Origin of the sequence: Vagococcus allomyrinae (assembly GCF_017829975.1) — a bacterium.
GTDB classification, from domain to species: domain Bacteria; phylum Bacillota; class Bacilli; order Lactobacillales; family Vagococcaceae; genus Vagococcus_D; species Vagococcus_D allomyrinae.
Map to the genome: position 1 here is coordinate 190122 of NZ_JAEEGA010000007.1, position 13545 is coordinate 203666.

Sequence of the window (13545 nt, forward strand, 5' to 3'; positions counted from 1 at the left end):
AGATGAAAATTGTCTCCTGACTTTTTTTACAACGCTTTTTTATTGAAACGAAGAATACCGACACTCAGCATGATCACACCGATAACCACTGTTACTCCGATAGCCGGATAAAAATCTGTCACATTGACTGTGCCTGCCAAAAGTGCTGAGTTATTTATCAGTCTAATAGGATTATATTTCTGAGCGTCGGGCAATAAGTTGATTGCCAATAATCCCCCAAAAAGACTACTCGTAAACAACAAAACGCCGTAGTTTTGCCGAAATAGAATCCCTCCCAAGAGACTGACCATCAAGAAAAACAAACCAAAAAGCCACAACATAAAAAGAGCAAACCAGATGTTCAACACACTTCCCTGCTCAAAATAAAGCCAGGCATAAAGATAGGTTACGCCTACGCTCAGCCAATAACCTAAAGTAAAAAGTAAGCAACTGGCAATTAGCTTGCCGATAATGACTTTCCAGCGACTTAATCCTTTTGTTAATAAAATCGTCAAGGTTTCTTTCTGATACTCTTGGGTTAAGATACCACTAAATAGAATGATCGTCACTACCAAACCCATTTGGGTTGTATTTTTGAAAAATTGTAACCAAACATCCATGACCGTTGGTTCAGGAAAACCTTTTGCAACTTCTTCAGAAACTAACTGACTGATTAATTGAGGGGTGAATTTAGCAATAAACACATTCATTATTCCCAGTGCAAAGAATAACCCCAGAACAATCAATAACCGATAATGAGCAATTGACTCCAACCATTCCTTCTTCGTAAAGGCCATCAACGCTCTCATTGCACCACCTCCGTAAAAATATCTTCTAAACTAGGTTGATAAACTTCTATTTTTTTCGGAAAAATCCCTTGATTGATAAAGCGGGTATACAATTTAGTTTGGATTTCGGTCAACTCGTCGTGTTGAACCAAATACGTCTCCCCTTTGTTTGTTACTCTTAGACCTTCAAATATAGACTCATAATCTGCTGTGGAAAGTGACTGATTAAATTCAACCAATAGCTGGTTGAAAGAAAAGCGTGCCTCCATCTCAGCCAAAGTCATCGATAGTTTGATCGTACCCTCATGTAATAACACGATGTGATCACAAATTTTTTCCACATCTGATAATATGTGAGTTGAAAAAATAACCGTTGTTTGCTTTTTTACACGGTGGAGTATCTCCAATATTTCTTTACGGCCCAGTGGGTCTAAAGCAGAGGTCGGTTCGTCACATATGAGAAGTTTTGGCTCATTTAGCAGCGCTTGGGCAATCCCTAAACGCTGTTTCATTCCCCTAGAATACGTTTTGATCTTTTTCTTATTGTTTTCCAATCCCACTAGCTTTAAGAGTTCAGTTGCTTTTTCTTTAATCTCAATACCTGTCAGTCCGGTGACTTCCCCACAAAGAGTTAAATAGCCATATGCCGTCATGTACCCATAAAATTCTGGCACATCTGGCAAATAACCAATTAAGCGATTGGTTTTAGTATTACCATATTGAACCTTTTCACCACAGACACTGATCGTCCCCTCGTCACTTGCTAACAATCCGACAATCAGCTTCATGAACGTCGTTTTACCTGCCCCATTTTGGCCGATAAAACCCAATACCGACTGCTCAGGTAAACTAAAATCAAGGCCTTTTAATACTTCTTGTGTACCAAAAGTTTTTTTTATCCCTTTTACTTCTAAGACTGACACTATTCTTCACCTCTGCCGAATACAAAATAACAAGCTGGCCCAATAAATTGTAGTAATAAGACTATCACTAACCAGCTGGCTTTGTTTAAGTAACGAAATTCTGTTTGTTTCACTATCTTTACAACGGCCACTATAGCTAAACTGAGCTGAATGAGCAACAGCGGCACTAACAGTGGTAACAGTTGCCTTAACTCAATGATCGATGGCATATTGATTCCGATATTCATTTAGACACTCTCTTTTCTATATAAATCAGATTAATCAAATGATTTTTTTTTAAACACCTAATACTTGCCCCAATTTGGCTAATAAATTCTTAAACTCCGAGCTAGTTTGATAGACTTCTTGAATTAATGGATTCTCTTTAAAATAACCACTTAGGGATTCTTTCACCAGTTGTTCGTTCCTGGGCATCATACTGCTTAACTCTAATTGATCCTCGATCCAATCGTCGAGAGAATCAAAATACCGATCTCCATGAAGGGTCGCAGGATAACTAATAGTCTCTAACACCTGAATCATCTCTGACAGTGATTCCAACGCCAACGTTAATCGTTTTTGCTGAGTATAGCCGGTAAAGCACTCCAATAAAAACGTCACATAAAGAAAGGGATGTAAGTTTGAAAGATCATATAGTTTACTTATTCCAATAACTCTCCTCACCGTTTGATCAAATTGGAAGTGGTCTACTACCTGGGACTCTAAAAGCTTCCCACTGGCGGATACCAGCCCCATCAATTGCTGGTACAAACTCACCTGCAAGATCTCATGACTTTTTCCCACTTGCCCCAACATCTTATAAGCATTGGCCATCAATTGCTCATTGCCTAAGTAAGGTTTTACCTCTTCACCCAGCAACATCAAAACTTCTTGAGGATTTCCCAAGAACATTTGACACGCAGCCTCAAAAGAATTCGCTTGATGAATCATCGGTGAATCAGTGGCTTCAGCTTTCACCCTCCTCGTCAGTTCAATTGCTTCCTGTAATATTCCTATTTGTTCATCTTTTTTTGCCAAATTCGTATGATTCGCTAGTAAGACAGCCATTTGCAATAAAAAAGGCAGGCAGGCATAATATTTTTTAATCAATGAGCGACACTCAGCCATCACGACAGGAAACGGTTCATCTACAAACGCTTTTGACAATCTCTGATAATGGTTGCGAATAGCCTCACGGGATAACTGGGGCGTGTAACCAAGTAATTCATCAATTGTCAAACTAAAATAGGTCGCCAATTCTGGTAGTAAATAAATATCGGGATAAGTCTGGCCAGTTTCCCATTTTGAGACAGAAGATTTTGAGATTCCCATCTCGGATGCCAATTGACTTTGTGTCATCCCTCTTAATTTTCGTTGCGCTTGAATCACTTCACCAAGTTTAAATGGTTTCATTGTATCACCTCTTTCTAATCATACCTTTGCCTTCAATAGAATACAATCGAATCGCTATCAACAGCAAGGGATAAAGTTTCTCAACACGATACTTTTATTAAAAAAAGCTGAACGAGGCGTTGCCGTTGCTCTTATTGCTTTACTTCGTTGTCCCTTAACTCTAACGAATAAATTCGTAAGAATAACGGCAGCAATTAGAAACAAGGGACATCGAAGTCAGCCCTGAAAGAAAAATAGCAAAATAGTTAAGCGAAGCGTAGCGGTGCCTCGTGAAACTGGATCCAAACTACGATATTGAGAAAGTTTTATACTTTCCTATAAAGTAAAAAAAAAGATGACTAGCTGTCATCTTATCAGCTAGTCATCATTATTTTTCCAGTGAAATTTTCGTTTATGCAATTTTTCAATTAACTCCAAAGATTCTAAAAAAGGTTGACGCTCATCGTCTGACAACCCTTCATAATCTTTCGATAAAACCTTTTCGTATTTATGATAGAGTTCAGTTGCCTGTTTTTTTCCAGTTTTTGTAAATGAGACGTAGTATAGACGCTTATCATCATTAGATTGTTGGCGCTCAATTAGATCTTCATCTAGGAGGCGTTTTAAGATACGACTTGTGTACCCTTTATCAAGGTCTAACTCGTTTTCAATATCCTTCGCATACATTTGGCCATTCTCCAGTAATTCAAAAATAACTCGGATTTCATTAAAATTATAAGAATCGTCCGCCATTTCTTTTTCTAAATAGTTAATGTAATTCAAAAAATATTTAATAAACGAATTCATTCTTTGAATATCTTCTGGCATCATGGGTATCGTACCTCCTAAAAATTAACTTATATACCTATCATACGTGTAATGGTTGACAATCACAACTGATAAGCGCTTTTTTATTAAATTAGTACATAAATGATAGAAAAAAATAATATATTTGTAACCATTTTGACATAAAGATACTTCTCAAGGCCTATGAAATATTCATTTGTTTTTGATAAACTTAATCCATAAGGGAAGGTGATAACAATGAATTTTTTGGGAAACTTAATCTGGTTTGTTTTAGGTGGTTTAGTTCAAGGAATCGGCTGGTTTCTGGCAGGTCTACTTTGGTGTATCACCATCATCGGTATCCCTGTAGGCTTACAATGCTTTAAATTTGCCTCCATTTCTTTTACACCTTTTGGTAAAGACGTGCGTTACGGTGGGGGAGCAGGATCTTTTTTGTTAAATATCATTTGGCTAATTGTAACCGGCATTCCAATGGCTTTAGTCTCAGTCATTTCTGGCCTATTAATGTGTATCACCATCATCGGCATTCCATTTGGCCTACAATCTTTCAAAATGGCCAAATTAGCACTGATGCCTTTTGGTGCTGAAATTGTGCGAAGATAAACAACTCTAAGAGCTGTTTATTCTGAGGAGGGCGGACCACAAGTCTGCCCTTTTTGATTTTCATCCTTATTATGTTCCTTTAGTGTCTTTGAACAACCTCAAAAAGGCTCAGTTATTAGAGTCACTCCTTCAGATACAACCTAATATTTCACTAAAAAAAGCCTCACGTTTGCAGCAACACAAACATGGGGCACTTAACTTGAATCGGTGTAGCGAAATACCCCTTGATCTTTCCGCTCACTTCTTATCATAGATTAAGTTCGCTTTTTCACAATAATTATTAAGCGTTTCCAATTACAAACCACCTAAACTAGCTAAATGAAAGTCAATGGTGTAGTAACGGTAATCACTTTTAGAATGCATCGATTTTTTATCTTTAAACTGACGAATCAATTCCAAGCGTTCTTCTTCTGTCACTTCTTCCCAATTTTCATCTGCCATTTTACAATACAGCCGAAAAGGCAATTGACTGTCCATATGAATCTCTAAAAACCCTTCTGGTTCACCCATCCCATGATATTCCACGTCATTAATAATGTCCCCTACGTAATTCATGTACTTACTACTCATAACATTTTGACCTCCTATTTAATGTATTTACTGGTTAGTATACCTAAATTGTACTAAAAAATCGAATTATGTACAACTAAAAATCTACCTGTATCCATTTAATAACAAACAATTTACGCAAACAATAGATATAACAACTTTTTAAAACAATTAAATAACCTAACTTTTTTTAAGGTCCTCTTCTTTTTTATTAGGTTATCTAATTGTTTAGCGATTTTCTTGTTTAATACATTCTTTTTTTTAGAGACAAACTCCACGCCACGTAGCCATAGATGCTGTTGATTAACAGAGCGATATTCATACCAATCATCGGAATATTTCCCAGTTGGCTCCACAAGATAATGCTAAAAATATTTACCAAAATCCAAATCAGCCATTGTTCTCTAAATCGCCTAGCCATCAAAACTGTTCCAACAATATTTAAGCTATTAGTAATCGCATCTGTGATTGGTGCATTACTCGATAACAGCATCAAAATATATGCTGACCCACTATAGATAATCACAAAACAACCGATAGTTATCCCCCACTGTATTAAACTTAATTTTTCAGAAATGACTGCTACTCCATCTTCTTCATCGTTTTGACTGTTGTTAACCCACGAATACAAGCCAGCAAATTGTGCACCAAAGAAAAAAGCGGCTAATGCTACTTCACCTAAAGCAAACGCATCTAGTGACACAAAAAAGTAAAGGCCTGAGAATATTAAGCCAAAAATATAATTACTAATTTTTTGCTTAGCTCCCAAAAAAACACAACATATATTTGCCACTCCTGTAATGACCGATAACCAAGCAGAGTCGTTGGTTAAGACGAATGTTGACATTTGGATAATTAGTAGCCCAACAAAATAAATAGCTTCATTTTTGGTGATACCCGCTAATTCATTTGCTAAAAATTTCCCTGGTGAATAATGTCCTTCTTCCATGAATAGCACTTTAACGTTTTTCCAAAACACACCTTGCCATCCTTGCTTAGTTTTTTCTTTCATTTAATATTCCTCCCAAAGTGACTTAAGTTTAAATGTCTCTATAATGACTTTTTTTGCTTGCTCATACCGTTCTAAAAAGACCAGAGCTCTATCTGCTGAATCACTAGACTCTAAACAGACCAATTTATCTCCATAACCGTATGCCTGATATGTCTCTATCAATTTATGATGAAAATCCCAACGGTACTGGTCTTTTGCACCACGCATATCACGAAAATGATCATCAATATAGTCCGTTGTAGGCGGAACAACTAAAATTAAGTCCCATTTAGTTCTAGCAATTGTCTCATCATATAATGACAATAATTGCTGATGATCGACTCGTTCTTGATCGACTTCCAAAGATGAATAGACATAAGTTGTGATGGCGTCCGTATCAGCAAAGACAAGCCCGTTGTTACTTGTACCATTAATTTCTTTACTTGCCCGCATCCATTGACCTCTGATTAATTCAATATAATCATGAGTTGTAAGTTCTAAGTCATTAACATTGTAGATTTCCTGATAATCTCGAGCATACTCCAAGGCAAAGGGACTTCCAAAATATCGTGCTAAATCTTTAACTAATGTCGTTTTACCTCCACTAGCAGCCCCAGTTATTAAGATATTATGACTAAAATGACGACGAAATGGACGAGTAATCATAGGCCAATAAATCAAAGGGAACTCCCTTATTTTAGATGCAGATACCCCTGAATCTTCTCTTTTTCGATAGCTAATTTTGGCATGATTTGTCATGACTGGATACTTCTCAAGTTCCTCTTGATAGACTTTTTCGCCTACATAAAAAGTCAAACCTGCTTGGCGATCTAAAACAGCCTGATCTACTAGCTCCATTACTCTTTGTAGCCATGGCTTCCAGCCTACTGGCATCGCAGGTAAATCTGTTTCATCTAATTTCGCCACATAGACGAGCGGATCATCTGCATACATTTCCCTTAAATACCTGAAGCGTTTCTGTAGATTTAAGCCGATTTTATCACCTCGATCGCCATCACTCCCACTAACGACGACTACTACACCATCCTGTGAGCGTTTGGCTTGTGTCACAAGGTCAAGATGTTTAACATGGAACGGTGCAAATGACCCAAAAATAAGACCGATTTTTTCTCCCGCTAGCTTTTCTTTAAATAAATTACTCATATTTTTTCTCCTTAAAATTAAAGTTATTTTGACTTATATACAAATAAAAGTTAAAATAACTTTTATTTGTATATAAAGAATGACAGATACCACTCTTTATTTTATTTTATATACCTTAGCTGGTCGACCAGCTGTGGCACCACTAACTTCTCCCGCCTCTTCCAATAAGTGACCAATTTTACGTCTGATATTGCTATTATCCGTCTCATTAAGCTTATCAGCATTAAATGTATTGTAGACTTCTCGAAATTCTTTAAGACTAAATGTTGAGCCAAGGACATTCATTACACGAAGATCATAGTTCAATTTATTCGCTACCCGAGTGAGAGCAGTGTGAACGATATATTGATGATCAAAAGCAAAGCTAAGTTCACCGGATAAACGATCGCCGGATTCACGGTCTAAGACAAGTTCTTTCTGTGAGCTTTTTAACACAAAAGAGCCATCAGCTAAGGTGTCGATCGTCACCCATTCAAAATCTTTAGCATCATCCCCTACCATAACTTCAGGCACCTCTGGTAAAAATACCATGTAGGCGATTGTTATCACTCGCTGACGTGGGTCTCTTTCAGGAGCTGTGAACGTCTGTAATTGCTCAATATGATTAACAGTTAACTTGATACCAGTTTCTTCTTGTGTTTCCCGAATGCAGGCTTGATCAGAGGATTCTGCCCCATCGATAAAACCACCAACCAAAGCTAAACTGTCTTTGAATGGGTGCGCTTTTCTTCGAATGAACAAGAGCTTTAATTGATTGATTTCTCTATCAAAACAAAAAATCATGTTGTCAACTGTTACCGCTGGATTCTGATAATTTTTTGAATCAGTTTCCTGATACCACTTAAGAAATGTCTCTTCTGAACTTTCTTGTTCCATGTACTTTTTAGATTTCCCTATCAAAACAACTCACCCCCATTAAAAGTTAAATAAACTTTTATTAATATTTAGTTTACTCTTTTCCATTGAACTTGTCAAATAAAAACCCAAAAAGCTTGCTGTACACGCCAGCAAGCTAAAAACTATTTCACCACTACTACGGTGCAAGGCGCATGATTTACGACGTAAGCCGCAGTTGAGCCAACTAAAACTCGAGTCAGTGCCCCTTTTCCGGTAGCTCCAACGATTATCAAGTCAATTTTCCGTTCCTCAGGAATCGTTTTTGTTAAATACTCCTTAACACTTCCCAATTCAACAATCGGAGTAATGTCATCTATACCGAATTCTCGGGCATCGTAGATCTTCTTCAGAATTTCTTTCTCAACTTCTTCTTTTTGTTTTTCAATGATTTCATGATAACTATACGGAAAGTCATAAACACTGTAAGCTATTTCTACATCATTAATGATACACGCAACAAAGAGGTGAGCCTGATGCTCTTTTGACATATTTAAGGCTTCAACAAATGCTTTTTCAGATTGATCTGATCCATCAACTGCAACAAGAATATTCTTGTATCTCTTTTCCATTGTAACCGCCTCCTTTTTATTTATTATAACACGAAGACCAGATACCTAACAAATAAGACGATATTGCAAAAGGGTTTTATTGCAAATGCAATAAAAATATCGTAATATTGAAGAAAAGGTGGTGACACAACATCAAAATTTTAAGAGAAATAGGCACTATTGCCAGGGCATTAGATTCCATTAGTAATATTGAATTCAAAGAATATGACTTAACTAAAGGACAGTATCTCTATCTAGTTAGAATTTGTGAGAATCCAGGTATTATTCAAGACAAACTAGCTGATTATTTGAAAGTCGATTCTTCAACTGCGGCTCGTGCCATAAAAAAACTGGAAGATAATGGCTTCATAAACAGAGTTCTGCCTATCGACAATAAAAAAAATAAAGAACTCTTCTCTACAAGCAAAGGCCACTTAATCTATCAACAAATTATCAAAGAACATCTGTATTCTGAATCTATCGCCTTAACTGGTTTTTCAACAGCTGAAGTAGCCCAACTTTTAAACCTGTTGCAAAGAGTTCAAAATAACATTGAATCTGATTGGCACTCAGTAAAAAAGGGCAATAAAAGAGACTATTAAAACAGAATGATAGGAGTAGTTACATGACCATCACAATAAAGCGTTGTATTTTAGAAGATTTAATCCCCCTCCAGCAAATAAGCATTGAAACTTATAAAGAAACATTTGAGGCCTATAATACGGTGGAAAATATGCATCTCTATCTTAACGACGCTTACAATTCGGAAAAATTGACAGCAGAATTGATAAACACTGATTCTGAATTTTATTTCATCTACGATCATCATCAGTTAGCCGGCTACCTTAAAATCAATACTGGCAAGGCTCAAACGGAAACCATATCTAAAAGCTCGCTTGAAATTGAACGAATTTATGTACGCTCGGCTTTTAAACGCCATGGTTTAGGTCACCATTTAATCGCGAAAGCAATCCAACTGGCTAAAGAAAAAAGAAAAGCAACTATTTGGCTAGGTGTTTGGGAGCACAATGAATCCGCCAAACTTTTTTATTACAAAATGGGATTTACTCAAACAGGTAGCCACTCTTTCTTTATGGGAAAAGACGAACAAACTGACTACATTTTGACAAAAAAAATAACCTAATATGGTCAGAAAATCAAAGCATTGGCAGATTGCTTTAAGTTAGCTGCTTTTCACTCACTATTTTTTTAATGCTACACAGGATTTTCCACTTGAAAAATCCTGTGTAGCATTAAATTAATTAGCGGCTAATTACCATTTTGCGCCATTTGAATTCAAATATTAGCGAGATAACTACCAGATAACTGAGATACCCCATCATTAAACTAACCGAAGACACAACAAAAGGAGATATTAATGACACAACCAGCATTACAATTGACACACACGCCAGGAAAAATAAACGTTTTCCTAAAAAACGATTCAACTGATAATTGTAAGTTTTATCTTTTAAATGCAACAGAGTTAACGGGTTATTCCAAATAACGTTAGGGAATTTGTACATGAGACTGCCAACCAAACTAACAATAGTAAAACCCAAGAATGGCCACCAAATCGTTATCACTTTCTTTCTTTTCATAATTCACATTCATCATACATTGCTTTCTATACTCTGTCAACTTAGTCGAAATGACTTAAAATAGCTTGGATTTTTTCACTAGTTCATTCTATTGACAAAAAGAACATACGTTCGTAGAATTAGGACAGATTCAATATTTATCTATATGTTTAGTAAACTAGCCACCTATGGCTCGACCAGTCATTTCACTTAATGTGGCAAGCGACAATAAATCATAAAAAATGAGGAAGTGACAAATGAAAACAAATCAAATTGGGATTGTCCATAGAATTAATCTCGTCAAAACCTTTCCCAACATGAAGGTAACATTTAATCTCGTTACCACAAAAGAAGTGATTCACTGTGTGGTCTCAAACAATGAGTTAGCACAACAATTCCTATTTCTCGATAATGGTACAACTGAAATTGCTTGTTTTGGTTTTGTTAACCATCACAACCAATTAGACATTCAAAAAATGACCATTCGCAATCCCACTTCTTATATTCTGACATTTGCAATGAAAGTCTAGGTGAATCAGCATGAAGTTTATCAAAAAAATCTATTTAGATGCCCACTTTTTTGCTCCGCGATATTTATCTCTACACACATCAAAATTTCGTCGATTATCTGCTGACGCCAAAATTATTGATAACATCACTTATCATTCTTGGCAATTCAAAAGTCCTCAAATTTCTATTGGCTGTGCTATGATCCCACCAACGAACGCTAGCCATCTACTACTTTTCAGTCTGGAAAAAACTGAAAATATTCAGTCTGTTGCCTACCAAGTAAGCAATTATTTGAGAATTAATCAAAAGACTATTGAACAGTTAATACCTGGTCAATCCCTTTACGTTCGGCTTGATGATTGGGGAAAATAAATTGCGATCTCAGCAAAACTATCTGAAGCGAAGGACCTTTATCCCAACCTCTAAGCGTTCTCCCTTTTGCATCGCAGGAAAAACATTTCAGAGATCCTTTACGGAACGAAGAACTATTTTTCGACAGGCCCAATAAGTTGTTAAAAAATAGATAAAATATCTCGATAGCTTTTTCACGTTTTTAATGGCAAGTAAGATCATAAGGCAAAAACTGTGACTCCTCCATCAATTGCCCTTACATTTCCGCTAACAAACTAACAATTTTTTAACTCTATCAAAAAAAAAGCCCATTACGTTAATCGTAATGAGCCGCACGCTATGTTAAAAGGGAGCTGAAACATCTGGCTCTTCCCCTTCGTCTATCTCAAAGACTAGATCCATTTTAAGGGAATTGTGACCACCAACATTTTCTGTCGGAATAGCTGTGACAAAGCGATAACCTAATGAAGCATAATGAAAGATTGCCTCTCGATGATCGATCATCACCGCTTTAGTCATTTTATAATCTGGCGTAACAGGAACTATCATGTACTTTTTCAACTACTCACCTACTTTCTTATTCCATTATAACGCTGACTTAAGAAATTAAACAAGACAGTTATCAAGTAAAGAGCCATCCTAACGCTTAACACTGATTACATCATTACTTCATATTCCCTTTACATTGCCCTGCTATAATAACGCTAGACAAAAGATAATTGATAGGAGGGTTCAATATGGTTTTAACCTTACTTAAATTATTATCCACCTTAATTTTCTGTGGCTATTTAATTCAAATAATTGATCGATTTTTCACACCCTTTAACAACCAGTCGTCGCGCCAGCTAAAAGAGTCCCTTCATAACAAAAAAAGTCAGCTTGACCGTTAGCCTGACTTTTTTTAACTTGCGCTATTACCTTAATTAATACTCTCGAGTAAGGTTGCAATTGTTGTATCTCCATTAACTGCTTGCCAATCTGTTGAAAAATCAGTCACGGCTTTTTGAATAGATGGATTTGCAAATGCCTGATTAATAATATCAACCCCCATCGTCGCCGCATGAGCGCCACATTCAAGCGCCGAGTTAACTTGCTTTACATTTTTAAAACTAGCTGCAAGTATTTTGGTCTGACTATTGGTTCGCTCAATTTCTCGACTCATTTCAGTAATGGCTTCACACGCATCACTGTTTAGATTTTCCATGCGATTAAAATAAGGTGCAATATAATCCGCCTTTGCCGCAATTGCCAAGTAGGCTTGAAACTTCGTATAAATGGCCGTCGCCGTCACATTAACGCCTTGCTTTTTTAACTCCTTTATCGCACGCAAGCCTACTTGACTGACTGGTACTTTAATATAAACCTGATCGTCAATTTGAGATAAAATCATTTTAGCGTCAGCTAACATTCCCCCATAAGTTTCAGCAACTACTTGAACATGAAGAGAACTTTCAAAACCAATTATTTGACGAATTGATTTCATGTGTTCAAAAAAATTGATTTCACCTTCTTTTTTAATTATTGATGGGTTTGACGTTACCCCAGCAACTGGTACAATTTTAACAAAAGTGCTAATCTCTTCTAAATTGGCTGTATCTAGCATAAATTCCATGTTTATCCCCTTTTCTCGAAAGTCCTCAACTCTCTTTTTAAATGATGTAATACATACTCCTATTCTAACAAGCTTATTGACAAAAGTGGTCACTAGAAACGTAAAATTTTAACAACGTCACCAATCATAGGGAAAGCTATGATATCTTTTTCAATTTCGCACAATTGTGCATATCATATAAAAAAACGACAAGATACACATCCTGTCGTTATTACACATCAATTAAGTTGATTTCTTACTCTTACTTGCCGATGACCAATCTGGATAATCACTAAAACCAAGCACATCGACAAATAGAGGGAACAACAACTTACATCGGTTTTAAGTTTCTTTCTAAACGGTCAATCATCCAAGCCAAACGCCTCGTCTGTCCGGCAGTCGTTTTAGCCTCAAGGTATGCTCTCGCATAAGTTTTTTTTACAGAAGGAGACATCTTTTGGAAATTATCATAGGCTCCTTGATTAACAGTCAGCAACTTTGCGACAGCCCCAATCTCCTCTGCTGTAATAGCAGGTGGTTTACTAGCCTTGTCCCACTGACCATTTGCTTTAGCCTCGGCAATTTTGTCCTTACCATACTCAGTCAACTGACCTTGTTTCTCAAGACGTTGAACAAGAGCCTTGTTTTTCTCAGACCATTTACTATTTTTCCGACGAAGAGAAAAATATTTGAGATAATGCTCCTCATCAATCCGTTTCATAACTCCATCAATCCAACCAAAACAAAGAGCTTCTTCCAGCGCCTCATCGGCTTGAATAGTTCTTCCTTTGATTTTGGAAAACTGCAACCACACACCTTTACTTGAGACACAATTGGTTACTAACCATGTTCTAAAAGCTGATCGTGTCTTGAAACACAATGGTTCACTCATA

General features: G+C 36.6%; 19 protein-coding genes. 5 read left to right on the forward strand and 14 right to left on the reverse strand.

Features of this window, described 5'->3' with window-relative positions; all coding sequences use genetic code 11:
- Window positions 1-26 precede the first annotated feature (26 nt).
- The 5 genes from I6N95_RS12300 to I6N95_RS12320 form a co-directional block, all read right to left on the reverse strand.
- Window positions 27-788, reverse strand: a complete 762-nt coding sequence (locus I6N95_RS12300) for an ABC transporter permease (protein WP_209528304.1) — start codon at window positions 786-788, stop codon at window positions 27-29.
- On the reverse strand, window positions 785-1690 hold the full coding sequence (locus I6N95_RS12305; protein WP_209528307.1) for an ABC transporter ATP-binding protein: 906 nt from the start codon (window positions 1688-1690) through the stop codon (window positions 785-787). Before I6N95_RS12305 ends, I6N95_RS12300 begins: the two co-directional genes overlap by 4 nt.
- A complete protein-coding gene (locus tag I6N95_RS12310) occupies window positions 1690-1917 on the reverse strand; it encodes a PLD nuclease N-terminal domain-containing protein (protein ID WP_245249461.1) in 228 nt (75 codons plus the stop codon). Before I6N95_RS12310 ends, I6N95_RS12305 begins: the two co-directional genes overlap by 1 nt.
- A gap of 49 nt (window positions 1918-1966) precedes the next feature.
- Window positions 1967-3082: a helix-turn-helix domain-containing protein gene (locus I6N95_RS12315; protein WP_209528310.1), complete on the reverse strand. Its 1116-nt coding sequence runs from the start codon at window positions 3080-3082 to the stop codon at window positions 1967-1969.
- 357 nt (window positions 3083-3439) lie between these two features.
- Complete coding sequence (locus I6N95_RS12320; protein WP_209528313.1) at window positions 3440-3892, reverse strand: MarR family winged helix-turn-helix transcriptional regulator; 453 nt, start codon at window positions 3890-3892, stop codon at window positions 3440-3442.
- Between the two features lie 213 nt (window positions 3893-4105).
- Here I6N95_RS12320 and I6N95_RS12325 point away from each other — a divergent pair, with 213 nt between their 5' ends.
- The gene (locus I6N95_RS12325; protein WP_209528316.1) at window positions 4106-4471 is read left to right on the forward strand and encodes a YccF domain-containing protein; all 366 of its coding nucleotides are present in this window, start codon (window positions 4106-4108) and stop codon (window positions 4469-4471) included.
- Between the two features lie 294 nt (window positions 4472-4765).
- On the opposite strand, the gene I6N95_RS12330 is transcribed toward I6N95_RS12325, so the two are convergent.
- From I6N95_RS12330 to I6N95_RS12350, 5 genes are all read right to left on the reverse strand, one after another.
- The gene (locus I6N95_RS12330) at window positions 4766-5041 is read right to left on the reverse strand and encodes a hypothetical protein (RefSeq protein WP_209528319.1); all 276 of its coding nucleotides are present in this window, start codon (window positions 5039-5041) and stop codon (window positions 4766-4768) included.
- A gap of 223 nt (window positions 5042-5264) precedes the next feature.
- Window positions 5265-6032: a nicotinamide riboside transporter PnuC gene (pnuC, locus tag I6N95_RS12335; protein ID WP_209528322.1), complete on the reverse strand. Its 768-nt coding sequence runs from the start codon at window positions 6030-6032 to the stop codon at window positions 5265-5267.
- A complete protein-coding gene (locus tag I6N95_RS12340) occupies window positions 6033-7175 on the reverse strand; it encodes an AAA family ATPase (RefSeq protein WP_209528325.1) in 1143 nt (380 codons plus the stop codon). It abuts the gene before it with no gap.
- A 96-nt stretch (window positions 7176-7271) separates the two neighbouring features.
- The gene (locus I6N95_RS12345) at window positions 7272-8075 is read right to left on the reverse strand and encodes an NUDIX domain-containing protein (RefSeq protein WP_209528328.1); all 804 of its coding nucleotides are present in this window, start codon (window positions 8073-8075) and stop codon (window positions 7272-7274) included.
- A gap of 119 nt (window positions 8076-8194) precedes the next feature.
- Window positions 8195-8641, reverse strand: coding sequence for a universal stress protein (locus tag I6N95_RS12350; RefSeq protein WP_209528331.1), 447 nt, complete (start codon window positions 8639-8641; stop codon window positions 8195-8197).
- A gap of 131 nt (window positions 8642-8772) precedes the next feature.
- On the opposite strand from I6N95_RS12350, the gene I6N95_RS12355 reads away from it, so the two are divergent.
- Both I6N95_RS12355 and I6N95_RS12360 read left to right on the forward strand, forming a co-directional pair.
- Window positions 8773-9222 (forward strand): MarR family winged helix-turn-helix transcriptional regulator, encoded by a 450-nt coding sequence (locus I6N95_RS12355; RefSeq protein WP_209528506.1) that lies wholly within the window; start codon window positions 8773-8775, stop codon window positions 9220-9222.
- Between the two features lie 23 nt (window positions 9223-9245).
- On the forward strand, window positions 9246-9764 hold the full coding sequence (locus I6N95_RS12360) for a GNAT family N-acetyltransferase (protein ID WP_209528333.1): 519 nt from the start codon (window positions 9246-9248) through the stop codon (window positions 9762-9764).
- A 118-nt stretch (window positions 9765-9882) separates the two neighbouring features.
- Here the strand turns inward: I6N95_RS12360 and I6N95_RS12365 are convergent, their stop codons facing one another.
- Window positions 9883-10221: a hypothetical protein gene (locus I6N95_RS12365; RefSeq protein WP_209528336.1), complete on the reverse strand. Its 339-nt coding sequence runs from the start codon at window positions 10219-10221 to the stop codon at window positions 9883-9885.
- Window positions 10222-10457: 236 nt separating this feature from the next.
- Between I6N95_RS12365 and I6N95_RS12370 the strand changes: the two genes are divergently transcribed.
- Together I6N95_RS12370 and I6N95_RS12375 are read left to right on the forward strand one after the other, a co-directional pair.
- Window positions 10458-10730, forward strand: coding sequence for a hypothetical protein (locus tag I6N95_RS12370; protein WP_209528339.1), 273 nt, complete (start codon window positions 10458-10460; stop codon window positions 10728-10730).
- A 10-nt stretch (window positions 10731-10740) separates the two neighbouring features.
- Window positions 10741-11082: a hypothetical protein gene (locus I6N95_RS12375; RefSeq protein ID WP_209528342.1), complete on the forward strand. Its 342-nt coding sequence runs from the start codon at window positions 10741-10743 to the stop codon at window positions 11080-11082.
- Window positions 11083-11403: 321 nt separating this feature from the next.
- Here the strand turns inward: I6N95_RS12375 and I6N95_RS12380 are convergent, their stop codons facing one another.
- From I6N95_RS12380 to I6N95_RS12390, 3 genes are all read right to left on the reverse strand, one after another.
- Window positions 11404-11622 (reverse strand): hypothetical protein, encoded by a 219-nt coding sequence (locus I6N95_RS12380; RefSeq protein ID WP_209528345.1) that lies wholly within the window; start codon window positions 11620-11622, stop codon window positions 11404-11406.
- Between the two features lie 358 nt (window positions 11623-11980).
- Complete coding sequence (locus tag I6N95_RS12385; RefSeq protein WP_209528348.1) at window positions 11981-12673, reverse strand: fructose-6-phosphate aldolase; 693 nt, start codon at window positions 12671-12673, stop codon at window positions 11981-11983.
- Between the two features lie 310 nt (window positions 12674-12983).
- Window positions 12984-13544 carry a YdeI/OmpD-associated family protein gene (locus I6N95_RS12390; RefSeq protein ID WP_209528351.1) on the reverse strand — a complete coding sequence of 187 codons (561 nt, stop codon included), beginning with the start codon at window positions 13542-13544 and terminating at the stop codon, window positions 12984-12986.
- Between the last annotated feature and the right edge of the window lies 1 nt (window position 13545).